This is a genomic window from Arthrobacter sp. TB 23 (assembly GCF_000294595.1).
Classification (GTDB): Bacteria; Actinomycetota; Actinomycetes; order Actinomycetales; family Micrococcaceae; genus Arthrobacter_D.
On sequence record NZ_ALPM01000069.1, the window covers coordinates 24,731 to 48,378 of the forward strand.

General features: G+C 64.2%; 19 protein-coding genes. 9 read left to right on the plus strand and 10 right to left on the minus strand.

What is annotated here, in order from left to right:
• Positions 1-307: 307 nt before the first annotated feature.
• From B384_RS0110290 to B384_RS0110300, 3 genes are read left to right on the plus strand one after another with little or no spacing between them, the layout of a single operon-like run.
• Complete coding sequence (locus tag B384_RS0110290) at positions 308-2,632, plus strand: glycosyltransferase family 2 protein (protein ID WP_050994955.1); 2,325 nt, start codon at positions 308-310, stop codon at positions 2,630-2,632.
• 57 nt (positions 2,633-2,689) lie between these two features.
• Entirely contained in the window at positions 2,690-3,067 is a 378-nt protein-coding gene (locus B384_RS0110295; protein ID WP_019483034.1) for an STAS/SEC14 domain-containing protein, read from the plus strand.
• A complete protein-coding gene (locus tag B384_RS0110300; RefSeq protein WP_019483035.1) occupies positions 3,060-4,598 on the plus strand; it encodes a putative bifunctional diguanylate cyclase/phosphodiesterase in 1,539 nt (512 codons plus the stop codon). Before B384_RS0110295 ends, B384_RS0110300 begins: the two co-directional genes overlap by 8 nt.
• 66 nt (positions 4,599-4,664) lie before the next feature.
• On the opposite strand, the gene B384_RS0110305 is transcribed toward B384_RS0110300, so the two are convergent.
• Positions 4,665-5,771 (minus strand): branched-chain amino acid aminotransferase, encoded by a 1,107-nt coding sequence (locus B384_RS0110305; protein WP_019483036.1) that lies wholly within the window; start codon positions 5,769-5,771, stop codon positions 4,665-4,667.
• Positions 5,772-5,782: 11 nt separating this feature from the next.
• Positions 5,783-6,844 carry a 3-isopropylmalate dehydrogenase gene (locus B384_RS0110310; protein ID WP_019483037.1) on the minus strand — a complete coding sequence of 354 codons (1,062 nt, stop codon included), beginning with the start codon at positions 6,842-6,844 and terminating at the stop codon, positions 5,783-5,785.
• 134 nt (positions 6,845-6,978) lie between these two features.
• Between B384_RS0110310 and B384_RS0110315 the strand changes: the two genes are divergently transcribed.
• From B384_RS0110315 to B384_RS0110335, 5 genes are all read left to right on the plus strand, one after another.
• The gene (locus tag B384_RS0110315; protein WP_019483038.1) at positions 6,979-8,178 is read left to right on the plus strand and encodes a sensor histidine kinase; all 1,200 of its coding nucleotides are present in this window, start codon (positions 6,979-6,981) and stop codon (positions 8,176-8,178) included.
• On the plus strand, positions 8,175-8,945 hold the full coding sequence (locus B384_RS0110320) for a response regulator (RefSeq protein WP_019483039.1): 771 nt from the start codon (positions 8,175-8,177) through the stop codon (positions 8,943-8,945). Before B384_RS0110315 ends, B384_RS0110320 begins: the two co-directional genes overlap by 4 nt.
• A gap of 119 nt (positions 8,946-9,064) precedes the next feature.
• Positions 9,065-9,841: an ABC transporter ATP-binding protein gene (locus B384_RS0110325; protein WP_019483040.1), complete on the plus strand. Its 777-nt coding sequence runs from the start codon at positions 9,065-9,067 to the stop codon at positions 9,839-9,841.
• 3 nt (positions 9,842-9,844) lie between these two features.
• On the plus strand, positions 9,845-12,367 hold the full coding sequence (locus B384_RS0110330) for an FtsX-like permease family protein (protein ID WP_019483041.1): 2,523 nt from the start codon (positions 9,845-9,847) through the stop codon (positions 12,365-12,367).
• Between the two features lie 105 nt (positions 12,368-12,472).
• Positions 12,473-13,006 carry a hypothetical protein gene (locus B384_RS0110335; protein WP_019483042.1) on the plus strand — a complete coding sequence of 178 codons (534 nt, stop codon included), beginning with the start codon at positions 12,473-12,475 and terminating at the stop codon, positions 13,004-13,006.
• A 98-nt stretch (positions 13,007-13,104) separates the two neighbouring features.
• Here the strand turns inward: B384_RS0110335 and metG are convergent, their stop codons facing one another.
• Positions 13,105-14,676 carry a methionine--tRNA ligase gene (metG, locus tag B384_RS0110340; RefSeq protein ID WP_019483043.1) on the minus strand — a complete coding sequence of 524 codons (1,572 nt, stop codon included), beginning with the start codon at positions 14,674-14,676 and terminating at the stop codon, positions 13,105-13,107.
• A gap of 39 nt (positions 14,677-14,715) precedes the next feature.
• Between metG and B384_RS0110345 the strand changes: the two genes are divergently transcribed.
• Complete coding sequence (locus B384_RS0110345) at positions 14,716-15,504, plus strand: DNA alkylation repair protein (protein WP_237715288.1); 789 nt, start codon at positions 14,716-14,718, stop codon at positions 15,502-15,504.
• Here B384_RS0110345 and serA read toward each other — a convergent pair.
• The 7 genes from serA to B384_RS18570 all read right to left on the minus strand — a co-directional run.
• Entirely contained in the window at positions 15,501-17,093 is a 1,593-nt protein-coding gene (gene serA / locus B384_RS0110350; protein ID WP_019483045.1) for a phosphoglycerate dehydrogenase, read from the minus strand. The genes B384_RS0110345 and serA overlap by 4 nt on opposite strands.
• 189 nt (positions 17,094-17,282) lie before the next feature.
• Positions 17,283-18,308, minus strand: a complete 1,026-nt coding sequence (gene ilvC, locus B384_RS0110355; RefSeq protein WP_019483046.1) for a ketol-acid reductoisomerase — start codon at positions 18,306-18,308, stop codon at positions 17,283-17,285.
• 71 nt (positions 18,309-18,379) lie between these two features.
• Positions 18,380-18,892: an acetolactate synthase small subunit gene (ilvN, locus tag B384_RS0110360; RefSeq protein WP_019483047.1), complete on the minus strand. Its 513-nt coding sequence runs from the start codon at positions 18,890-18,892 to the stop codon at positions 18,380-18,382.
• A gap of 1 nt (position 18,893) precedes the next feature.
• Positions 18,894-20,783 (minus strand): acetolactate synthase large subunit, encoded by a 1,890-nt coding sequence (locus B384_RS0110365; protein WP_019483048.1) that lies wholly within the window; start codon positions 20,781-20,783, stop codon positions 18,894-18,896.
• Between the two features lie 461 nt (positions 20,784-21,244).
• Complete coding sequence (locus B384_RS19725; protein WP_156809058.1) at positions 21,245-22,159, minus strand: PKD domain-containing protein; 915 nt, start codon at positions 22,157-22,159, stop codon at positions 21,245-21,247.
• A 37-nt stretch (positions 22,160-22,196) separates the two neighbouring features.
• Entirely contained in the window at positions 22,197-22,865 is a 669-nt protein-coding gene (locus B384_RS20610) for a DUF6318 family protein (RefSeq protein WP_156809059.1), read from the minus strand.
• 287 nt (positions 22,866-23,152) lie between these two features.
• A partial coding sequence (locus tag B384_RS18570; RefSeq protein ID WP_035766981.1) for an HNH endonuclease signature motif containing protein occupies positions 23,153-23,648 on the minus strand: 496 nt, incomplete at its 5' end.

Here is a 23,648-nt window from a genome sequence, read left to right on the forward strand (position 1 = left end):
CAGCACGAGTCGAACAAACGAGAGTTTCCGACCCGGAAAGTGCCTTGACAATGTGTTCTCCCCAGGGTCGTGGCCCCCGCCAACCGAGGGAAAGTTGAAATGTAAACTGTTACGTCACTAACACACTATAGTGTCGAATCGTAGTGCTAGTGTTGCACCGTCATAGGACGACTGCATCCGGCGTACCGCCGCTGCGTGGAGTCGCTCAATGATCGTAGATCATCCCACTCGTCGGGTGGAAAGGCGAAAGCCATCTGCGATGGGAGCGGCAAAGTCCGATCCTGCAATCGAGTCGCTGGGGAGCGAGATGAAGGATCACAAAGTGGCTGCTGCCTCTGAGCAACAAAGTAAAGAATCAGTCCCGGCCGCGCGCAAGCGCCAGTGGGGTGCCGAGAAGCGGTCCGAGCCGCTCTCCATCGTCCACCCCACGCCGTCGCGTCGAAAGATCGCGCTAGGCCGCCTGGCCATTGTGGCCACCATGGTTGGGTGGGGCTCCTACGTTGTCACCACCATCCTGCGACAGCTCATCGACAACCCCACCGCCGGCTTCCGCTTCCAGTTCGAAGCGGTGTCGTACCTGATTGTCGTCACCTTCCTCACCTTCTCCGCCCTGCTGTACCTGGTGGCACGCCAGGGTGCCCTGTACCGGTTCCGGGACCACAAGCGGGTGCCGCGCGGCGAGCTTGACCGCCACTTCGCCCACTACGACGAGGGCATCACCGTCCTGGTGCCGTCCTACGCCGAAGAGCCACAGGTGGTGCGGGCAACCCTCTGGTCGGCTGCGCTCCAGGAGTTTCCCGACCTACGCGTTGTCCTGCTCCTCGATGACCCCCCGCACCCCACCGATCCGGTGGTGGCCGAACGCCTGAAAATCACCCGCGAGCTGTCTGAGGGCATCGAGTCCCAGTTGCTTGAGCCCTCCACCCGTTTCAACGACGCGTTGACCAGCTACCGTGAACGACTTATGTCGCCGGGCCCAACCGGAGTGGACGAACTCGAAGTCCTCACCAACGAGTACATTGCAGCGGCCACCTGGCTGGAAGACATGGCAGCCCTCGAGCGGGTTGAAGACCACGTGGATGAGTTCTTCGTCGACCTGGTGCTGATGGGCCTCGCCCGGGAGCTCCGCCTGACGGTGCTCGGCCTCACCGCAGCGCGTGCGCAGGGCGAGCAGCCCAACGAAGACCGGGTCACTGAGCTGTACCTCCGGCTGTGCCGCATCTTCACCGCCCGGCTGGAAACGTTCGAACGCAAGATGTTCGCCTCGTTGTCCCACGAAGCCAACAAGGCGATGAACCTCAACTCCTACATTTCCCTGATGGGGAAGCGGTGGCACCGCGAGGAGTCCCCGAGCGGAACCATCCTGCGCCCAGCCGAAGGCCCCGCCCAGGTGGATCTGGACGTGCCAGACTCCACGTACCTCCTGACCCTCGACGCGGATTCGCTACTCCTCCGGGACTACTGCCTGCGTCTGGTCTATCTGCTGGAGTCCCCCGGAAACGAGCGGGTCGCAGTAACGCAGACCCCCTACTCCTCCTTCCGCGGAGCCCCGACCCGAATTGAACGAGTCGCCGGCGCGACCACCGACATCCAGCACATCCTGCACCAGGGCATGTCCTACTACGGCGCCACCTTCTGGGTGGGTGCCAACGCCGTGATCCGCAAGGAAGCGCTGATGGACATTCTCGAAGTCGAGGATGTTGGCGGGTTCGAGATCCACACCTACATCCAGGACCGCACCGTCATCGAGGACACCGAGTCCAGTGTTGACCTCGGTGCCCACGGGTGGACGCTGGTCAACTATCCAGAGCGCCTTAGCTACAGCGCGACTCCCCCGGATTTTGGCTCCCTGGTGGTCCAACGACGCCGCTGGGCCAACGGCGGGCTGCTGATCCTTCCGAAGCTGTGGAACCAGCTGCAGGACCGGCGCTACCGCCGGGACCGGATCCTGGTCCGCGAGGTGCTGCTCCGGGTCAACTACATGGCGTCAATCGCCTGGGCGAGCTTCGGCCTGCTGTTCCTCCTGGGGTACCCCTACGACAGCAGGCTCCTCAGTCCACTGGTCTTCATGACCGCGATGCCGTACTTCCTCGCGATGGGTAGCGATCTCCGCGATTGCGGGCACCGCTTCAGCGACATCTTCAGGATCTATGGTTTCAATATTGTGCTGCTTCCGGTGAACCTGGCCGGGGTCCTGAAATCCATCCAGCAGGCGTTCACCGGCGAGAAGATCCCGTTTGTTCGCACGCCCAAGGTCAAGGACCGCACCGCCGCCCCTGCCCTCTACGTGTTCATCCCCTACGCGATTGTCGCGTTCTCCCTCCTGACCCTGTGGCGCGATGTGCAGCAGGGGAACTGGGGCAACGCTGCATTCGCTGCTTTGAACGCGGTGCTGGCGGCTGGAGCAATTCGCGCCTACATTGGGGTAAACAATTCAATTGTGGACATGGTTCTCGGCGTCCTAAACTGGCTCTACGTACCGCCTCGCAAGAAGCGCGAGACGAAGTCACCGGTTATTGAAAAGTCACCTGAAGAAGCAGATTGGTCCTCCATCCTGTACCACGGAGACCGCCGCCTCAACCGTGACCTCCGGGGATCAAACGACCGCCGCCGACGCATTTCTTCGAGGTAGCCGTCAATCCGCTACCTACCTGGTTGGAGGGCAGTCGCAGTCGAAGTGAAGGGGAACATGTCGGCTATCAATGTGCAGAGCGATCAATCAGGCGAAGGCCACCCGGGCAACGTCATCCGGCTGGTCATGCCGAAGGGCGTGGACATCACCGGTGAGATCGCTGAAACGCACGCTGCGCGCGCGCGGTCGATCGCCAATGGCAGTCTACGACCGGTGCTGCTGGAGATCTCGGGGGTCGGGTCGATCAGCCGCGATGCACGGGCAGTCTTCACCAGCTCCCGCACTTCCTCGGCGATAGCCGTGCTGGGTGCCTCCCCCGTGGACCGCGTTATGGCCAACTTTTTACTGGGCGGTGACCCGCCGCCCTGCCCCACCCGTTTTTTCACCACTGAGTCCGAGGCAATGGCCTGGTTAGGTAGTTGCCCGCATGCCTGACAATGAAACCGATCCCCGACTGGCCATGCTGGTCGATGGGATCGTTCGGCTCTCCCGCGGCGATCTCAGCACCCGGATGGAGCCCTCCGCGGCGCGGGACGACGTCGACGCCGTTATCACCGGCTTCAACCTGCTTGCCGAAGAGCTTGAACTGGTGCACCGTGACTTCGAGGATCGGGTTGAGAGCCGCACTGCGATGCTCCACCAGGCGCACCTGGACATGCGCGCCATGGCCATGACTGACGCGCTGACGCAGCTGGATAACCGGATTGCGCTCCTCGCCAAACTGGAGGATGAGCTGGCGGCCGATGGTGATGCCACGCCGCCGGCCCTGATCCTGCTGGACCTTGACTCCTTCAAGGACGTCAATGACAGTTTTGGGCACGACGCCGGCGACCGGGTTCTGCAGGAGGTCGCCAACCGTCTGGTCGGCGTCATCCGGGACACCGATACCGTCGCCCGCCTGGGCGGGGACGAATTTGCCATCCTGGTCCCCGAGGCGACCCTGGAAATCGCGCTCCGGATCGCCAACCGCGCTCTTGCCGCCCTGGGCGACCGCATCTCGCTGGACGAACTGCATGTCTTTTCCCGTGCCAGCATCGGGGTCAGGCTGGCCGAGCCTGGCCAGAGTCCCGAGAGCATCCTGCTGGACGCGGACACCGCCATGTACGTGGCGAAGCGGGAGGGCCGCAGCACCATCAAGGTCTTCGAACCGGTGATGTTGTTGCAGCGGCAGCTCAGAAGCCAGATTGCCTCCGAGCTCCGCGACGCCATCCGGTCGGATCAGCTGAGCCTTCACTACCAGCCGGTGGTCGACCTGCGGGACGGCCGGGTGCTCGGCCTGGAAGCCCTGGTTCGCTGGAACCATCCCACCCGCGGTTTCATCATGCCGGATGAGTTCATCCCGCTGGCCGAAGAAATCGGCGCGGTGATCGAGCTGGACCGGTGGGTGATGGCTTCGGCGATCCGCCAGTACTCGCTGTGGCGTGCGGAAATGGAGCTCGACGACGATTTCCAGCTACGCCTGAACCTTTCGGCTGTCGAACTGCAGCAGCTCGACCTGGTGGACTATGTGCGGGGGCTATTGCGCCGGTTCGACATCCCGCCCGTCGCGCTGGTACTGGAAATCACCGAAACAGCTCTGGTAACGGGCGGCGAGGTGGAAACGTATTCGCTCCTGAGCCTGAAACAGCTTGGCGTGTGCATCGAGATCGACGACTTCGGCACCGGTTACTCATCCATCAGCTACCTGCGGAAACTTCCCGTCAGCATGGTGAAGGTTGATCGTTCACTGCTCAGCGAGCTGTCCACCGGTTCAATCCAGTTCGGCTTCATTGCTGCGATTCTGCAACTCATCCGGGCAGCGGGCCTGGAGGCAGTGTTCGAGGGAATCGAGACCCTTGAGCAGGCCGAGAAGCTAAAGGAAATGGGCTGCGTGGGGGGCCAGGGCTACTACTTCAGTAAGCCGTTGACCGTCGAGGACACCTCAGCCCTTTTGCGTTCCTCAGCGAAGCTGCCGCTCGCCTCCTAGGGGCCGGCTCACCACAATGGCCCCCACCCACGTGCTGCGGGGTGGAGGCCATCGGATGGTCGCGAGCTAGACCAGGCGGGTCAACCAGCCGTGGGTGTCAGGCGAAGTACCCGTCTGGATGCCCAGCAGCTGTTCCCTGATGGACATGGTGACCGCACCGGCCTTGGAATCAGGGGCACCGATCACTTCCGAACCGTCCTTCAGCTGACCGATCGGGGTGATAACCGCGGCGGTACCGCAGGCAAACACTTCAGTGATGTCTCCGGACGCCACCCCATCACGCCATTCATCGAGCGTGATCCTCCGCTCGGTGACCGTGAGTCCGCGGTCCTTGCCCAGTTGGATCACCGATGAGCGGGTGACACCTTCGAGGATGGTCCCGGATAGCGCAGGCGTGACCAGTGAGCCGTCCTTGAACACGAAGAAGACGTTCATTCCGCCGAGTTCCTCGACGGCGTTGTCATTGAACTGGTCCAGGAACAGGACCTGCTTGCAGCCCTGGGCCTCGGCCTCCAGCTGCGCTGCGAGGGACGCGGCATAGTTGCCACCGCACTTCGCGTTGCCGGTGCCGCCACGCCCTGCGCGCGCGTAGTTGCGTGAGACCCAGATGTCGACCGGCGCCAGTTCCCCACCGAAGTAGTTTCCGGCCGGTGAGGCAATGACGCGGAAAGATACTTCCCGTGCCGGCCGTACCCCCAGGAATGCCTCGGTGGCGATCATGAAGGGCCGCAGGTACAGGCTCTCCCCTTCGCGGGTGGGGATCCAGTTCTGGTCCGCCGCCACCAGCTGGCGGAGGGATTCGAGGAAGATGTTCTCGGGCAGCTGTGGCAGGGCCAGCCGTGCTGCAGAGCGGTTCAACCGCGCAGCGTTCTGGTCCGCCCGGAACGTCCAGACCGATCCGTCCTCGTGACGGTAGGCCTTCATGCCCTCGAAGATCTCCTGACCGTAGTGCAGCACTGCTGCCGCCGGGTCCAGTGCGATAGGCCCGTAGGCTTCCAGACGCGCGTTGCCCCAGCCGCCGGCACCGGTGGTGTCCGCCTTGAAATCGACCACAACCGTGTGATCGGTGAAGTGGTTTCCAAACCCGGGGTCCGCGAGAATCTCGGCCCGTTCCTGATCGGATTTGGGGTTGGCAGAAGGGTGCTGGCTAAATTCCAGGTCGGTGGCTGTCATGGTTAACCAGCTTAGGACACCAGAGCGGCGATCGCATCGCCGATTTGGGCCGTAGTACGCGGCGCACCGGTGCGGGAGGCGACGTCGTCGTCCACTGCGCGCTCAACCCGCGCGGCGGCGTCGTCGAACCCGAGGTGGCGGAGCATCAAAGCGACGGACAGGATTGCCGCTGTGGGATCGGCCTTCTGCTGCCCGGCGATGTCCGGCGCCGACCCATGAACCGGTTCGAACATGGACGGGGCGGTGCGGTCCATGTTGATGTTGCCCGAGGCTGCCAGCCCGATTCCGCCGGTGATCGCCGCGGCGAGGTCGGTGATGATGTCGCCGAAGAGGTTGTCGGTGACGATGACGTCGAACCGCGCCGGGTCGGTGACCAGGAAGATCATGGCGGCGTCAACGTGCAGGTAATCGTGGGTGACGTCGGGGAATTCGGCGGCAACCGCTTCGACCGTCCGGCGCCACAGGTGGCCTGAGTAGACGAGAACATTGTGCTTGTGGACGAGCGTCAGGTGGCGGCGGGGACGGTCATTGGCCCGGCGAAACGCGTCCCGAACTACCCGCTCCACGCCGTGGGCGGTATTGAGGGAGACTTCGGTGGCAATTTCGTGGGGGGTGCCACCGCGGAGAATGCCGCCGTTACCGGCGTAGGGCCCCTCGGTTCCTTCACGGACCACAATGAAGTCGATGTCGCCGGGTGCGGCGAGGGGGCTCGCGATGCCCGGGTAGAGCCGTGAGGGGCGCAGGTTCACGAAGTGGTCGAGGGAGAACCGGAGCTTCAGCAGCATCTCGCGTTCGATGATGCCCGAGGGGATGCGGGTGTCGCCCGGGGCAGCACCGACCGCACCGAAGAGGATCGCGTCGTGTTCGCGAAGCTTTGCGAGGGTCTCATCGGGCAGGGTCTCACCTGATGCGAGCCAGTGTTCGGCACCGAGCTGGTATTCGGTCAAGGCGAAAGTGGTGTCGAGGTTCGCGGTGACACTGTGGAGTACCTTGACGGCTTCTGCGATGACCTCAGGGCCGATTCCGTCGCCCGGGATGACTGCCAGCTGGACTGTTGAAGATGGTTCGCTCATAGGAACAGATTATTCAGGGTTCATATGATGGACAACTCGTCTCACTTAGTGAGATGCGCTGACAGCTCGCCGCCGGGTGGTCTCCACCCAGGGACTGATGTCTAGGGGATTAGCACCGCCTAGAGTTGACTCCCATGGACCTCCACCACCGTCTCGCTCGTGTGCTGCGCGCCCACCCGGGCCGCGTGGACCTGGCGATTACGGCGGTGCTGCTGGTGATCCTCGTCGGGCCAACCCTGCTCTCCTCCGCCGTGCCGCTCGAAATGCTCGCCGCAGCCGGGCTGGTTCTTCCCCTCGTCTGGCGGCGGTCCCGACCCGTCCACGCTGCGGGACTGATCGCGGCCGTCTCGGTGCTGCAACTCATCTTCTATGTGATGCCAGTTCCAGCTCAGGCGGCGGTGCTGATAGCCCTCTATGCCCTGGCTGCCTACGCTCCCCGCTGGGCGAGCCTGGGCGGACTTGCGGTGGCTTCAGTCGGCTGTTTCGCCGGTCTACTCAGGTACAGCGCCTACTTCGGAATCAGCCCCTTCGAGATGCGGGACGCGTCACTTCCCCTGTTCGTCGTGATCGCCGTCCTGGTCCAGTCTCTGGTTCTCCTGTGCTGGGCATTCGGCGATCTGGCACGCAACCGCCGACTCACCCTGCAGGCCCTGGAAGACCGCACCCGACGCCTTGAGGTGGAGCGCCAGCAGGAACGGGATCTGGCTGCCGCCGACGAACGCAGTCACATTGCCCGCGAGATGCACGACATCGTGGCCCACTCCCTCTCGGTCATCATCACCCAGGCCGACGGCGCCAGATACGCGAGCGTGCAGGACCCCACGGTGGCGCCAGCGACACTCGGCACCATCGCCGACACCGGCAGGGCCTCACTTCGGGAGATGCGCCGCCTGCTGGGCGTCCTGCGTGGCGATGAGGAAACATCGACGCGGCCGCTCCCGACCCTCGCAGATGTCCGGGCCCTGATCGAAACGGTCCAGCATGCCGGGCTGACCACCGCCTACTCGGTGGACGGCACCAGCCGACGTGAGCTCCCCGCCGGGGCCGGGCTGACCGCCTACCGCGTGGTCCAGGAGTCCCTCACCAACGTGCTGAAACATGCGGGACCCGACGCTCGCGCCGTCGTCGCCCTGGCCTGGACCCCGCGGGGCCTGAACCTCACCATTGACGACGACGGTCGCGGAGCCAGCGCCGATCCCACCTCTGCGGACGCAGGGCAGGGCATCAAGGGCATGCAGGAACGGCTCAGACTCTACGACGGGGAGCTGACCGCCGTCGCCCCTGCTGGCGGCGGATACCGCATCGCCGCATTCATCCCCTACACGGAAGCATGACAGTGACAAACTACCCAGTGACGGATAACCCAGTGACGGATTGCCAGCTGACGGATGACCAGCTGACCGGCGAACCGCTCATCCGGGTGGCTCTCGTGGATGACCAGCGGCTGGTCCGCAGCGGCTTCACCATGCTGATCAATTCCCAGCCCGACCTGCGCGTCGTGTGCGAGGCGGGAAACGGGACCGAAGCGGTGGCCGCGTTGAACGCCACCAGTGCCGACGTGGTGCTGATGGACGTCCGGATGCCCGGAATGGACGGCATCGAGGCAACCCGCCGCATCCTGGAGCAGGCGTCGCGCCTGACCGGGGCGGCGGAACGGACCGGTCCGAAGATTGTGGTTCTGACCACCTTTGATCTCGACGAGTACGCACTGGCCGCGATCCAGGCGGGTGCGAGCGGGTTCCTGCTCAAGGATGCGCCGCCGGAGGAACTGCTCGAGGCGATCCGCACCGTGTATCGCGGTGACGCGGTGATTGCTCCCTCCACCACCCGACGGCTGCTGGATCATGTGGCTCCGATGCTGCGCCGGTCCTCCCCCGCTGCGGGCGCCAACGCCGAGTCGGTCAAGTCCCTGACGGCGCGTGAGCGGGAGGTCTTCGGACTGATCGCGCGAGGCCTGTCCAACCCCGAGATTGCCGGCAGCCTCTACCTGTCCGAAGCGACAGTGAAAACCCATGTGGGCCATATTTTGGCGAAGCTGCAGGCCCGGGACCGGGTGCAGGCTGTGCTGATCGCCTATGAAACCGGCGTGGTGCACCCCTAGCCCTGAACCTCCTCGTCCCGGCGCACTGGGATGACTCATCCCGCGGGATGAGGAAGGCAGCAGCGGAGACCGGACCGTAGGCTGATCCGCCACGAAGACTGCCGCCCTAGCGTTGAAGCATGAGAATTTCTGCCAACACCGCCGACCACCCTTCGACGTCGTCCGCTGCCTCCCAGCCGGCCGCGTCAGCCGACTCACTCTCCAAAACCTATGGGCGTGCCGACACCCGCGTGCACGCCCTGAAGGAGGTCAGCGTGACCTTCGAACGCGCCCGGTTCACGGCGATCATGGGCCCCTCGGGGTCCGGCAAGTCCACCCTGATGCATTGCCTGGCAGGGTTGGACACCGCGGACTCCGGCCGCGTCCGGATTGGGGACACCGAACTCACCGGACTGTCCGACAATGAGCTGACCCGGCTGCGGCGGGACCGGATCGGTTTCGTGTTCCAGGCCTACAACCTGATCCCCACGCTGACCGCCGAACAAAACATCACCCTGCCGGTGGCGCTTGCTGGTGGCACGGTGGACAGTCAGTGGCTGACCGAGGTCTGTGCCACCCTGGGATTGGCCGACCGGCTCACGCACCGGCCGCATGAGCTGTCCGGTGGCCAGCAGCAGCGGGTGGCGGTGGCCCGCGCCCTCCTGACCCGCCCCGACGTGTTGTTCGGCGATGAGCCCACCGGCAACCTCGATTCCCGCTCCGGCGCCGAGGTGCTCTCCCTGCTGCGCCGCAGTACGCGGGAAATGGGGCAGAGCATCATCATGGTGACCCACGACCCCGTGGCCGCTTCCTATGCCGACAGCGTCCTGCTGATGAACGACGGCGAATTGGTGGGCCAGCTGGACCGCAGCACACCCGACGTCATCTCGCAGGCTCTCGCCGGGCTGGGGGCCTAGGCGATGCTGCAGGTTGCACTTGCCCAACTCCGGATTCACGCCAGGCGGTTTGTTGCGGTGGGGCTGGCCGTGATGCTCGGCGTCGGCTTCCTGGCCGCGACCCTGATGGTCTCAGGCACTACGCAGGCCACCCTCCAACAAAGCATCGGGGCCACCTACGCGAAGGCTGACCTGGTGGTCACCGTCGGCGACGGCGGTCAGTCAGCGCTGGAAACCGAGCAGCTGCTGTCCGGTATTGACGGGGTGTCGGCCGTCCACGCCGCGCAACGGACCCTCTCGACGCTGCAGCTTCCTTCGGGGCCGGCGGACGTATTCGTCCTGAGCACCGCCCCGGTTGAACTTCAAAACTCGACCATGGTCAAGGGGGCCCTCCCCGCCGACGGTTCGGGAATCAGTATCGACAAGACGTCGGCCACCGAGCTGGGGATGACGGTGGGCGACACCTACGCTCTGGAGCAGTCCTACTATTCGCCCGTCGGCGGCGACGCACCCCCTCCCATGACCGTCACGGTGACGCTCACGGGGATCACCGAGGATTCGGCCGACCCTTATCTCTCCGGTCTGCCGCAGGTCTACGCCGTGCCGGACCTGGTGCAGACCCTGAGCGTCCTGTCCCCCGGCGAGCAACCGCCCCAGGCCACCACCGCCCAGCTGGCCCTCCTCGGAACCGCCGATCCCTCAGCCGTCAGTGCCGATGCCACAGCTGCGCTCGCAGCAGCAGGCGTCTCGGCCGAGGTTCGCACCAGCGCCGAACAGGTGACTGCAGACGTGGCGGCTCTTTCGGGAGGGACTGACCAATTGACGGTGATCCTGCTGGCCTTCGCCGTCGTCGCCGTCCTGGTGACCGTGCTGGTCATCTCCAACACGTTCTCCGTACTGGTGGCACAGCGAACCCGTGACCTTGCGCTGCTGCGCTGCATTGGCGCCTCAAGGCGTCAGATCCGCCACTCGGTCCTGCTCGAAGCCGCTGTGGTGGGGCTCGTGTCCTCGGTGCTCGGGGTGCTTCTCGCCGCAGGAGTGATGTTTACCCTCGTCTCTGTTGCAGCCGCGCAGGAGGGTACCGAGTTCGCCACCCTGGCCATCCCGGTCTCGGCCATCCTGGTGAGCCTCATCGTCGGCCTCGCGATGACCCTGGCCGCCGCTTTTGTCCCGGCCCGGGCCGCGACCGCTGTCGCACCCCTCGAGGCGCTGCGTCCCGCCGAGGACGCCACGACTGGGACCCGCAAGGGCAGGGTACGGCTGGCCATTGGATTGCTGCTCGTGCTGCTCGGCGCCGGGCTGCTCGGTGTGGGCGCCATTTCATCGGCACTGCTGATCGCGTTACCTGGCGGTGTGTTCTCCTTTGTGGGCGTGCTGCTGTGCGCCTCCCTGTTCCTGCCTGCGCTCGTGACAGCCGTCGGCCGGCTCGCGGCACCACTGGGAGTGCCGGGTAGGCTCGCGGCGCTCAATGCGGTCCGCAACCCGGCCCGGACCACTGCCACCGCCAGCGCACTGCTGGTGGGCGTCACCCTGGTGACCATGATGATGGCCGGCGCCCACACCTCGCGGGCCGCGTTTGAAGCCGAGCTCGGCGCCAATTACCCGGTGGACCTCGCGGTCCAGGAGGTTGGAAACGCTGCCGCTGCTGACGCTGCTGTGACAACAGTTCAGCAGCTGGCGGGCGTGGATGCGGCGATGGCCCTGTCGGTCGCTGCTGTCTCCGACGAGGCAGCCGGCACCCTGCCCGTGTACGCCATCTCCCCCGACGAGGCGGAGTCCGTGCTTCGCAATACTGGACTTGAGCTGGTGGACGACGTGGTGTTCATGCCGCAGGACTCCGGGCTCACCGAGGTGACGCTCGAGGGTGCGACAGGACCGGTCATTCTCCCGGTCCGGGAAGCCCAGACCCGGATTTTCGTTCCGGCCATCACTGAGGCCACGGCGGCGGCGCTCGGGGCGGCTCCCCTGCCGGGCGTTGCGGCATTGGGCGATGAGACGAGCATTCTGTGGCTGAAACTCGATGACTCACTTGATGCTGCCGGAGTGACTGGGCTGCGGTCCGAGATTGTGGAGGCGCTGAGGGTTTCCGAATATCAGGTCAATGGCGCTGCTATTGAACGGGTCTCCTTCAACGAGATCATCGACGTCATCCTGCTGGTGGTCACGGCGCTGCTGGCCGTCGCGGTGTTGATTGCGCTGATCGGCGTCGCGAACACACTGTCGCTGTCGGTGCTCGAACGCACCAGGGAATCATCCCTGTTGCGCGCGCTGGGCCTGACCCGTGGTCAGCTGCGCGGGATGCTCGCCGTCGAGGCGGTGCTCATTGCCGGCGTCGCTGCCGCCTTCGGGTGCCTGCTCGGGGTGGTGTATGGGTGGCTGGGCGTGCAGTCGGCGCTTGGTGCAATCACCCCGGTCACGCCGTCGATCCCCTGGGCGCAGCTGGTGGGGGTGGTCGCCGTCGCCGTCGTCGCGGCACTGTTGGCGTCGGTGCTGCCGGCCCGCCGGGCGGCTCGGCTGTCACCGGTCGAGGGACTCGCGACGGCGTGACCCTGACGGCGTGAATCCCGGGTGTGCCGAGCCGGGCCAAGCCGGGCGGAACCTGCGAAGATGGGGGTCATTATTCTTTGCAGGTTCCGTTCGAAAGGTTTACCCATGGATCACTCCCCGGCTCCCCGCAGCAACTCGAATCCGACCGATTCCAGCAGGCTGTCGGCCTACCTGGATGACCATCTGGTGGCATCTGCTTCCGGAGTGAAACTGTTTTCGACGGCCCAGGAGTCCTGGCGCGGCACCAAGCATGAGCAGACCTTCGCCTCGCTGACCAAGGAGATCTCGGGCGAACGGGACGAACTCGCGCAGATCATCAGCTCGCTCGGCTACACGCCGAGCAAGGTCAAGATGGTCATCGCGCAGGTTGGCGCGCAGCTGAGCAAACTCAATCCCCTGAACCTCCGCCGCTCGGACAAGGGCGGCGGCGCACAGCTGGAACTTGAGGCGCTGCAGAGTATTGTCCGCGGCAAGGAATGCATGTGGGAAACCCTGGGCGCCCTCACCGAGGCTGGCTCGACCGAGTTGGACGCCGAACAGCTGCGCCACCTGGCCGATCGGGCCCGCAAACAGCAGGAACAACTCGCGCACGTGATGCGGGAGACTGCGCCCGAGCGTTTTCTCTCCGGCGACCACTAGCCGCCTGCCAACCAAACCCGCCGAGACGCGAGACCTGGCGGCCCGCTCAACCCGCCCCAAAGCTCGTGCGAGTCGCCAGCCCTCACTGTTCGACGAGGTTAGCCCTCGGCGGGCTCTTCGTACTTCGGGAAGATCGGCGCCGGTGCCGGCAACGCCGTGCCGGCCACCAGCGGCGTGGCGATTGCGCTGAACTGGCGGGCGACGTCGTCGGGCCCGGTGCCCTGGCCCAGCGCCGAGAGGAGCCGTCCGGTGCCGTCGGGCATGACCGGCTGAGCGAGGATCGAGACGATCCGGAGCACCTCCAGCGTCACGTACAGCACCGTGTTCATGCGCTCGGGGTCGGTCTTCCGGAGCACCCAGGGCTGCTGGTCGGCGAAGTACGCGTTCGTGTCGCCCAGCACTCCCCAGCTCAGTTCCAGCGCGCGGGAGAATTCCTGCCGGTCGAACGCGGTACGGGACGACTCCAGGAGCCCGTTGGCCTGCGCCAGGATCGCCTCGTCGGCTGGCGCGAACGACGACGGCGAGGGCACCTGCGCGTCGCAGTTCTTGGCCACCATCGATAATGATCGCTGGGCGAGGTTGCCCAGGTTGTTGGCGAGGTCGGAGTTCATCCGGCCCACGATCGCCTCATGGCTGTAGGACCCGTCAGCACCGAAGGGCACCTCACGCAGCAGGAAGAACCGGACCTGGTCGAGGCCGTACTGCTCCACCCAGTCCTTCGGCGCGACCGTGTTGCCCAGCGACTTGGACATCTTCACGCCCTTGTTGAACAGGAATCCGTGGATCATGATCCGTTTCGGCAGCTCGAGCCCTGCGGACATCAGGAACGCAGGCCAGTAGATGGCGTGGAAGCGTGAAATGTCCTTGCCGATAACGTGGACGTCGGCTGGCCAGTACTTTTTGAAGCGTTCCGACTCGGTATCGGGGAACCCGACCCCGGTGAGGTAGTTGGTGAGCGCGTCCACCCAGACGTACATCACGTGGTCTTTGTTGCCGGGGACCGGCACTCCCCAGTCGAAGGTGGTGCGGCTGATGGACAGGTCCTCCAGGCCGCGCTTCACGAAGCTGATGACCTCATTGAAGCGGGACTGGGGCGCGCCGAACTCGGGCTGGTCGGAGTACAGGGCAAGGAGCTTGTCCTGGTAGGCGGACAGGCGGAAGAAGTAGCTTTCCTCTTCCGTCCAGGTCACCTCGGTGTCGGTTTCGGTGGCGTAGCGGACGCCGTCGTCGCGCACCTCGGTGTCGTCCTCGCTGTGGAACGCCTCGTCCCGCACCGAATACCAGCCAGCGTATTTGTCCAGGTAGATGTCGCCGCGGGCTTCCATCAGCTTCCAGATGGCGGAGGCAGCGGCGTAGTGGTCGGCGTCAGTGGTGCGGATGAAACGGTCATAGGAGCTGCCGACGTCGTCGTTCATGGCCTGGAACGCCTGGGCGTTGCGGGTGGCCAGGTCCCGGACGGGGATGCCTTCGCGGTCGGCGGTCTGCTGCATCTTCAGGCCGTGCTCATCGGTGCCGGTCAGGAACATCACGTCGTAGCCGTCGAGGCGCTTGAACCGGGCCAGTGCATCGGTGGCGATCGCCTCATAGGCGTGGCCGATGTGCGGGATCCCGTTGGGGTAGGAGATCGCGGTGGTGAGGTAATACGGGGGCAGCTGCTCTGTGGATGTCACCTAAAGAAATTACCCTGTTTTCCTGTCCCTTGTCGCTTCGTGACCGGGCAGCCCGCTGGTAACGTCCGTGGCATGGTCCCTGATCTGGCGCACGACGACGACGGTTCCGCCCCCGGGCCCGCGTCTGAAGCAACACAGTTGGTCGCTGCCGTACGCGACCGGCTGCGAACCGTTGCCGACCCCGCGAAGGCGCCCCGGATGCAGGCGTACATGAAATCGGCGATGCCCTATCTCGGGGTGTCGTCCCAGCCGCTCAAAGTGATCTGCCGGGAAGTCTTCACTGCGCACCCGCTTCCGGACCGGAGCCAGTGGGAGTGGGCGGTCCGCCAACTGTGGGACGGGGCAACTTTTCGGGAGGAACGGTACGCCGCCGTCGCCCTTCTGACCCACCGCCGCTACAGCGGCTATCAGGATGAGCAGACGCTCCCGCTGTACCGTCAACTGGTGGAGACCGGCGCCTGGTGGGACTTCATCGACGTGATCGTCAGTCGCGGTGTGGGACCTATCCTGCGGGCCGCGCCGGAAACAGTGACGCCGCTGATGCGGTCCTGGGCCCGCGACGGCCACCTCTGGGTACGCCGGACGGCGATCCTGTGCCAGCTCCCCAGCAAGGGGGAAACCAACGCTGCGCTGCTGGCCGACGTCGTCGGGGTGAACCTTGAGGGCAGTCTTTACGGCAAGGAATTCTTTATCCGCAAAGCGATCGGGTGGGCGCTGAGGGAATATGCGAAGACGGACCCCGGCTGGGTGCTGGCCTTCGTTCAGGACAACGAAAAGGGCCTCTCGCCGCTGTCGCGGAGAGAGGCCCTGAAGCATTTGGGTGGCTAGCTCTGCAGATCCACTTCGCGTGCCACCGTCGCGCCGATCGCTTCCTTGAGGGCGTCAAGCACGTCCTGTGGAACCGCGCTGTCGACGGTCAACAGGGAGAGGGCCTGGCCGCCCTCCGTGTTGCGGGCCACCTGCATGCCGGCAATGTTGATTTCCTTCTCCCCCAGCAACCGACCGAGGGTACCGATCACGCCGGGACGATCCTGGTACAGCAGGACCAGCAGGTGCTCGCTGATCGGGATTTCCAGGTCGTAGCCGTTGACGCCCACCAGCTTCTCGATCTGCTTGGGGCCAGTCAGGGTGCCCGCTACCGAGATCTGCGATCCGTCCGACAGCGCGCCCCGGATGGTAAGCACGTTGCGGTACTCCTCCGATTCGGGGGTGGTGACCAGCCGGGTGTTGATGCCCCGCTGTTCGGCGAGGATCGGAGCGTTCACATAGGAAACCTGCTCGGAGACGATATCGGTGAAGACCCCCTTGAGGGCTGCGAGCTCCAGCGCCTTCACATCCAGGGAGGCGATTTCGCCGGCGACCTCGACCTCGATCTGGGTGAGCGAGTCGTGGGTCAGCGCGGTGAAGATCCGGCCCAGCTTCTCGATCAGCGGGATTCCCGGGCGCACCTCAGGTGCGATGACGCCGCCGGCCACGTTGACGGCGTCGGGCACCAGTTCACCAGCCAGGGCGAGGCGGACCGACTTGGCAACAGACACGCCGGCCTTTTCCTGCGCCTCATCGGTGGACGCGCCGAGGTGCGGGGTGACCACCACGTTGTCGAGGGTGAAGAACGGCAGGTCGGTGCTGGGCTCGGTGACGAAAACGTCGACGCCGGCGCCGGCAATCTCGTTGGACTGCAACGCGGTGAACAGCGCTGCCTCATCCACGAGACCTCCGCGGGCCACGTTGACGACGTAAGCCGAGGACTTCATCTTCTTGAAGGCGGCCTCGCCAAGCATGCCCAGCGTCTCGGGGGTTTTCGGCATGTGGATGGTGATGAAGTCTGACTGTTCAAGGAGCTCGTCCAGGGTGACGAGCTGGACGCCGAGCTGGGCGGCGCGGGCCGAGGTGATGTACGGATCGTAGGCGAGGATCTCGGTATCGAAACCCTGCAGGCGGGCCGCGACGAGGGCGCCGATGCGCCCGAGACCGATGATGCCGACCTTCTTCTCGTACAATTCGATGCCCGAGTACTTGGAACGCTTCCACTCGCCGCCCTTGAGCGCTGCGCTGGCCTGCGGGATGTGGCGGGCGAGGCTGAGGATGTGGCCGACGGTCAACTCGGCGGCGGAGATGATGTTGGAGGTGGGCGCGTTGACCACCATGACGCCCGCCTGCGTGGCGGCTTTGATGTCGACGTTGTCCAGGCCGACGCCGGCGCGGGCAATGACCTTCAGGTTCGGCGCTGCGGCGATGGCTTCGGCATCCACCTGGGTGGCGGAGCGGACGAGGATGGCGTCGACGTCGACAATTGCGGCGAGCAGCTGGGCCCGATCCGAACCGTCGGTCTGCCGGATCTCAAAGTCGGGGCCCAAGGCCTCAACAGTGGCTGGGGACAGCTCTTCGGCAAGGAGAACTACGGGTTTGCTGGTCACGGGGGTGATCCTTCGCTGCTGTGCTGTGTGAGTTAGACAATTCGGGGGGATGTGGCAAGTCTAAATGGGCGGTGCGCCCGGGCCCGCTTTGTTACTCAGCGGGCCGGACGACGCCACAGCGCAGCACTCGGCCAGGACTCCGAAGGGCCCTGGCCGAGTGCTGTTGCTGTGTCGAAGAAACGACCGTATCTAGCGGGCTACTGAGCCTTCGTTGTAGTCGTCGTTCGTCTTGATCCAGGAGAAGAGCTTCCGCAGTTCGCGGCCGGTGGCCTCGATCGGGTGGTCCTCACCCTTCTTGCGCAGCTCGGCAAATTCCTTGCCGCCGTTGTCCTGGTCGTCGATGAAGCGCTTGGCGAAGGCACCGCTCTGGATGTCGGCGAGGACAGCCTTCATGTTTTCCTTCACCGAGGGGTCGATGACGCGGGGGCCGGAGACGTAGTCGCCGTACTCAGCGGTGTCGGAAACGCTCCAGCGCTGCTTGGCGATGCCACCTTCAACCATCAGGTCGACGATCAGTTTCAGCTCGTGCAGGACCTCGAAGTAGGCGACCTCCGGCTTGTAGCCGGCCTCGGTCAGGGTTTCGAAACCGTACTGGATGAGCTGTGATGCGCCACCGCAGAGGACTGCCTGCTCGCCGAAGAGATCGGTTTCGGTTTCCTCGGTGAAGGTGGTCTCGATGACTCCGGCGCGGGTGCCGCCGATGGCCTTGGCGTAGGACAGCGCCAGTTCACGTGCCTTGCCGGACGGGTTCTGCTCGACGGCGATCAGATCGGGGACGCCTCGGCCGGCTTCAAACTCGCGGCGCACGATGTGGCCGGGGCCCTTGGGCGCAACCAGAGCGACGTCGACGTCGGCGGGTGCCTTGATGTAGCCGTAGCGGACGTTGAAACCGTGGCCGAAGAACAGGGCGTCGCCGGCCTGCAGGTTGGGGGCAATGTCCTCCGCGTACACGTGGCGCTGCACCTGGTCCGGGGTGAGAACCATGATGAGGTCGGCCTCGGCGGTGGCGTCAGCGACGCTCAGCACGCGAAGACCCTCGGCCTCCGCCTTGGCGCGGGACTTCGAGCCTGCTTTGAGGCCAACACGGACGTCGACGCCGGAGTCGCGGAGGCTCAGCGCGTGCGCGTGCCCCTGGCTGCCATAGCCAATAACAGCCACGGTGCGGCCCTGGATGATTGAAAGGTCTGCATCGTCGTCGTAGAACAACTCAGTCACTTGGTTTTCTCCTGTGTGTTTTCTTGCTGGAGTCCAGCTTGTGGTCTTTTGGGTGGAACTGCCGTTAGGTGTCAGGCGCTGCGTAGGGCGCGGTCGCTCATGGACTTTGCCCCGCGGCCAACGGCCAGGGTTCCTGACTGAACAATTTCGCGGATCCCGAACGGCTCCAGCACTGACAGGAGTGCTGTGAGCTTTTCGGCGGTGCCGGTGGCTTCGATGATCAGGGCGTCGGTTGAGACGTCGACCACCGATGCGCGGAACAGGTCGGCTGCCTGGGTTACCTGCAGCCGTGTTGCGGCATCTGCCCGTACCTTGACCAGGATGTGGTCGCGCTGCACGGAGGAATCGGGAACCAGCTCAACAATCTTGATCACGTTGATGAGCTTGTTCAGCTGTTTGGTGACCTGCTCCAGCAGGTCACCCTCGGCCTCGACCACTACCGTGATCCGGGACATACCCTGGATCTCGGTGGGGCCAACTGCCAAAGAATTGATGTTGAACGCGCGGCGCGCAAAGAGACTTGCGACGCGGGTCAGGACGCCGGGAACGTCCTCCACCAGAACGGAAAGCGTGTGACGAGCCATGTTAGTCCTCCTGCTCCCAGTCTGGGGTCATATTGCGGGCAATCTGGATGAGGTCGTTGCTGACCCCCGAGGGGACCATCGGCCACACCATTGAGTCGCGGCTGACAACGAAGTCGATGACCACCGGACGGTCGTTGATCTCCAACGCCTGCGCGATGGTGGCATCGATGTCTTCGTCCCGTTCGCAGCGGAGGCCCGCACACCCGTAGGCGTCGGCAAGCTTCACAAAGTCGGGTACCCGGACGGTGTCATGACCCGTGTTCAGGTCAGTGTTCGAATACCGGCCCTCATAGAAGAGAGTCTGCCATTGGCGGACCATCCCGAGGGACGAGTTGTTGATGACTGCCACCTTGATGGGGATGTTGTTGATCACACAGGTGGCCAGTTCCTGGTTGGTCATCTGGAAGCAGCCGTCGCCGTCGATCGCCCAGACCACCCGGTCCGGATTACCCACCTTGGCACCCATTGCTGCGGGCACTGCGTATCCCATGGTGCCGAGGCCACCGGAGTTCAGCCAGGCGTGAGGGCGCTCGTATTTGATGAACTGTGCAGCCCACATCTGGTGCTGGCCCACGCCTGCGGCGTAAACCCCTTCGGGTCCGGTCATCTCGCCGATCCGCTTGATCACGTGCTGCGGTGCCGACAGGCCGTCGTCGGGCTGGGTGTAGCCCATGGGGTAGGTTTCGCGGAGCCGGTTGATCATGGTCCACCAGGCGTCAATGTTCGGCGCACCGGTGGCGGCGAACTGCTCGCGCAGGGCGTTGGTGAGCTCGGGCATGATCTCTTTGACCGAGCCGACAATCGGAACGTCGGCGGTGCGGTTCTTGGAGATCTCGGCGGGGTCGATGTCCGCGTGGATCACCTTGGCACCGGGTGCGAAGGTGGACAGGACACCGGTGACCCGATCGTCGAACCGGGCGCCCAGTGTGATGAGCAGGTCCGATTGCTGCAGCGCGGTCACGGCTGACACTGAGCCGTGCATGCCGGGCATGCCGACGTGCTGCTGGTGCGAATCGGGAAACACGCCGCGCGCCATCAGCGTAGTGACTACGGGTGCGCCAACAAGCTCGGCCAGTTCCAACAGTTCAGCGGCACCGTGGGCTTTGATGACACCGCCACCCACGTAGAACACCGGGCGCTGGGATTCGCTGATCAGCCGGGCTGCCTCGCGAACCTGCTTCGAGTGACCGCGAACCACTGTCCGGTAGCCGGGCAGGTCGATCTTCGGCGGCCAGGAGAACGTCGTCGTCGCCTGCTGCGCATCCTTGGAGATGTCGACGAGCACCGGGCCGGGGCGGCCGGTGGATGCGATATGGAAGGCCTCGGCAATGATCCGAGGGATGTCGGCAGCCTTGGTGACCAGGTAGGAGTGCTTGGTGATGGGCATGGTGATGCCCACGATGTCGGCTTCCTGGAACGCGTCCGAGCCGATCACCGCGCTGTTGACCTGGCCGGTGATGATGACCATCGGAACGGAGTCCATGTGGGCGTCGGCGATGGCGGTGACCAGGTTGGTGGCGCCGGGGCCGGAGGTGACGATGCAGACACCCGGCCGGCCGGTCACCATGGCATAGCCCTGGGCCGCGTGCCCGGCGCCCTGCTCGTGGCGCACCAGGATGTGCCGGAGTTTCGTGGAGGCGAGCAATGGATCGTAAGTCGGAAGGATGGCTCCGCCGGGAAGGCCGAAGATGTCGTCGACACCTAGCTCCTCGAGAGAGCGGACGATCGCTTCCGATCCGAGCATCTCTGTGGGCGGAACTACAGTGTTGGGGCCTCGGACGTCAGTGGGCTGGACGGCTTGCACTGAGTCACGGGTGTGGCTGCGCGCCGGGGCCGCCGGAGCGGTTGGTTTGGCCATCAGCGTGGGGCTGGAGGGCGATCCCTTGGACATTGGTGACTTCCTTGATGAATCGATACTGCTCGTGTAATGCGGGTGTCGTGCGCTTTGCGTCGGATGGGAACAAAAAAACCCCTCAGCCTGGTTGGCTCCGTGAGGGGTTGCGCGTGACGTAGTGTTACCAGTCGGGCTTTAGGCCACGCGCTTGGTAAGAAGGACTACTACGGATTCGAACTGCATATCTGTAGTTTCCACTCACCTTTTGGGGGTGTCAAACGGCGACACCTGGCGTCTCACTATATGGACACCTCGTCCAGTTAGTGGACACTAACTGGGTTGGCTTTTGGGCCGCCCCCTCCCCCACTGAAACGTTCGACTTGGCTGGCCTAGACGCCTCGAACCCGCAACACCTGCACACGGGATTCCGCCCCACAGCCCTGACTAACCATAAATGCTGGCACCTCCAGTATTGGCACTTGCGGTGCAGGACGATTCGGCCGATGAAGATCTGTGGGTCAGCAGCCGATACCTTGTGGGTTCTCCAAACAGGTCTCCGCCACGCTATGCCGCTCACTGCGCCAAATGCTCATCAAATGCAGCTCCGAAGTAACCCTTGCCTGACCCGCAACAGGCAACCACGGACCACCATCCACCGAATAATCCCCAGCGAAGAGCGTATCCAGCCCGACCAGGTAGTCGCCCGTTTCGGAATACCTGTGGCTAGTTAAAGTCTCAACGTCGAAGCCGTCCCCGGGCAGCGCCGACCCAGGATCGGTGGTGACCAGGCTCGAACCGTCACCATACGACCACTCATACGACACTGGCCACGCACGAAGCCGAATCTGAGCGTTCTGGAACTCAAACGTGAACTCCTGCTCCTGCGCCACGGCATAAAAATTGCTGTGCGCATTCCGCAGTCCGAAATGATCCGGCTGAGAAAACACGCCGGCAGCGATAATCGGTTGGCTCTCGAACTCGGTCAACGTAATGACGATAGGGGCTTCTTCCAGCGTCGCCGCCGTCGGGGCGGTCGGCGGGGCCCCCGGATACAAACAACCACTACGTCCCGTCGCGGTCCGCGTTGGCGGACTAACATTGCGATTCATCTCAATCCACTGCACCAACACCCCATCCGCCTGTGCATCACACTGGGCATTCAACTGCACGCAATACGCAGGGTCCATAAAATCCTGCGCCCCAGCAGTACACACCCGCTCATACGTGTAATCCACCCCGTCATCCACCGGAAGTTGAGCCAGATTTGCTGACGGACTGACGGAATCAGACCCCGAGGTCCCGGATGTCGTGTTTCGGACGGTGTTTGTGGCATTTACGACGCCACCGTCGCCGAATCCGGCCTCCGGTGTTTCCTGTTCAGCAAGTGCCAGGGGGAGACCAAACAAGCTGACAGTGAAGGTTGCTGTGGTCATCCCGATAAGGCAAGGCCTCGAAGGCCGAAGCATGCTCTCACGTCCCTTCTGGCGAACCGAAGTCAAGCATGATCCATTGCGAATTTTCATATAGCGCGATCGTCGTATAAACGGTCGCGTCGACAGTCGGCGAACCACCGGCCAACTCGCCAGTCTCATCAAAGTACGAAATGGAAGTCTGCGCGACTTCGCTGAACGAGTTCACGGAACCTTCAGTGTTCAGCTCGAAAAGGCTCATAAATGAGACCAGTGTGGCATCGCCTCCCGAGATCCACCCCCCACTTTCGAACTGAGCTTCAACCTCGCCGACTATGTTCCCGCAGGTTGCACAACCAGTGTCAGTGATCTCTAGGAACTCAGCCCAGTCGTTGGTGATATATCCGTAGCTGAAAAGCTCAAACCAGTACTCGGTGAAGGCTTCAAGGCCCTCGACCGAATTCTCATCGGCCAGGGGCGGCTTCTCCGGCACCGGGATGTTCGCCGCCGGGCCATCAGACGATGCGGGGCTCGGCTCGGGCGTGGTGGGTGCCGTGATGGTGGGGGCCTGGGAGGGGCTCGGCGACGTGTCGGCCGAGGTAGAGACGACCGGAGTTGGCGACCCCGGCGCACCGGGATCGCCCTGGCACCCCACCATCAAAAGACCAGTGATCATGACCAGCGCGGCGGTCGTACGCCGCGAACCGAAGATGCTGCGAGGCTGTGGCATCGTGACTCCCGAGAAACGGTGCGAGTCGAACCAATCGAAGACACCAGAATAACCGAATCCAAAGATTTGCAAACCGTTATCCACAACCCAAATGACGTCAATCTCAGCCTAGGACCTTCGCCCGGCCCCAGAAGCCCGAAGGTGAAAGCCACATCGGACAGTCGTCGGCTGGACTGGGGCTGGGGGGCACCGACGCTCCTGAACCGACGGTGGAGTCCCCTGGCAGTGCGGTCAGGTCTGTCTCAGTAGATCGAGACACTTGGGCAGCACTGGAAAGGACTGACTTGCTAGAAGGGCGGAGGTATGTCGGGTGGTGGTGCTGGTGGTGGGTCGGGTCTGGTGAGGTAGGTTTCACCGGCAGGCGAGATCGCGATGATGGTCCCGGGCTCGGGTTGTTGGTAGTGCCAGTAGCCTTCGGTTTTGAACATGTGGTGGCGTTTACACAGGGCCGCCAGATTCCCGTAGGACGTTTTGCCGCCGTGTGACCAGGGGGTGGTGTGGTCGAGTTCGCAGAACACCGCCAACCGGTTACACCCAGGATGCCGACACGTCCCGTCCCTAACCCGGACCGCATCCTTCAGGTCCTGCGGGACCCGATACGTGGTCGCATCGGCGCCTAACCTGGCCCCGGTGAAGGGGTGGGTGAGGATCCTGGTGAACGATGGTGCGTGCCCGGCGAGTTTCCGGGCGGTCTCGGGATCAATCGGCCCGTAGCCTTCCAGCTCACCCGGGGTATCCCCGCCGAGGAGAGTCATCACCGGAACGGTGACGAACACCTTCGCC

Coding starts and splice junctions, on each gene's coding strand:
- B384_RS0110290 (WP_050994955.1), top strand. CDS start 308: ATGAAGGATCACAAAGTGGCTGCTGCCTCTGAGCAACAAAGTAAAGAA.
- B384_RS0110295 (WP_019483034.1), top strand. CDS start 2,690: ATGTCGGCTATCAATGTGCAGAGCGATCAATCAGGCGAAGGCCACCCG.
- B384_RS0110300 (WP_019483035.1), top strand. CDS start 3,060: ATGCCTGACAATGAAACCGATCCCCGACTGGCCATGCTGGTCGATGGG.
- B384_RS0110305 (WP_019483036.1), bottom strand. CDS start 5,771: ATGACAGCCACCGACCTGGAATTTAGCCAGCACCCTTCTGCCAACCCC.
- B384_RS0110310 (WP_019483037.1), bottom strand. CDS start 6,844: ATGAGCGAACCATCTTCAACAGTCCAGCTGGCAGTCATCCCGGGCGAC.
- B384_RS0110315 (WP_019483038.1), top strand. CDS start 6,979: ATGGACCTCCACCACCGTCTCGCTCGTGTGCTGCGCGCCCACCCGGGC.
- B384_RS0110320 (WP_019483039.1), top strand. CDS start 8,175: ATGACAGTGACAAACTACCCAGTGACGGATAACCCAGTGACGGATTGC.
- B384_RS0110325 (WP_019483040.1), top strand. CDS start 9,065: ATGAGAATTTCTGCCAACACCGCCGACCACCCTTCGACGTCGTCCGCT.
- B384_RS0110330 (WP_019483041.1), top strand. CDS start 9,845: ATGCTGCAGGTTGCACTTGCCCAACTCCGGATTCACGCCAGGCGGTTT.
- B384_RS0110335 (WP_019483042.1), top strand. CDS start 12,473: ATGGATCACTCCCCGGCTCCCCGCAGCAACTCGAATCCGACCGATTCC.
- ilvN (WP_019483047.1), bottom strand. CDS start 18,892: ATGGCTCGTCACACGCTTTCCGTTCTGGTGGAGGACGTTCCCGGCGTC.
- B384_RS0110365 (WP_019483048.1), bottom strand. CDS start 20,783: ATGTCCAAGGGATCGCCCTCCAGCCCCACGCTGATGGCCAAACCAACC.
- B384_RS19725 (WP_156809058.1), bottom strand. CDS start 22,159: ATGACCACAGCAACCTTCACTGTCAGCTTGTTTGGTCTCCCCCTGGCA.
- B384_RS20610 (WP_156809059.1), bottom strand. CDS start 22,865: ATGCCACAGCCTCGCAGCATCTTCGGTTCGCGGCGTACGACCGCCGCG.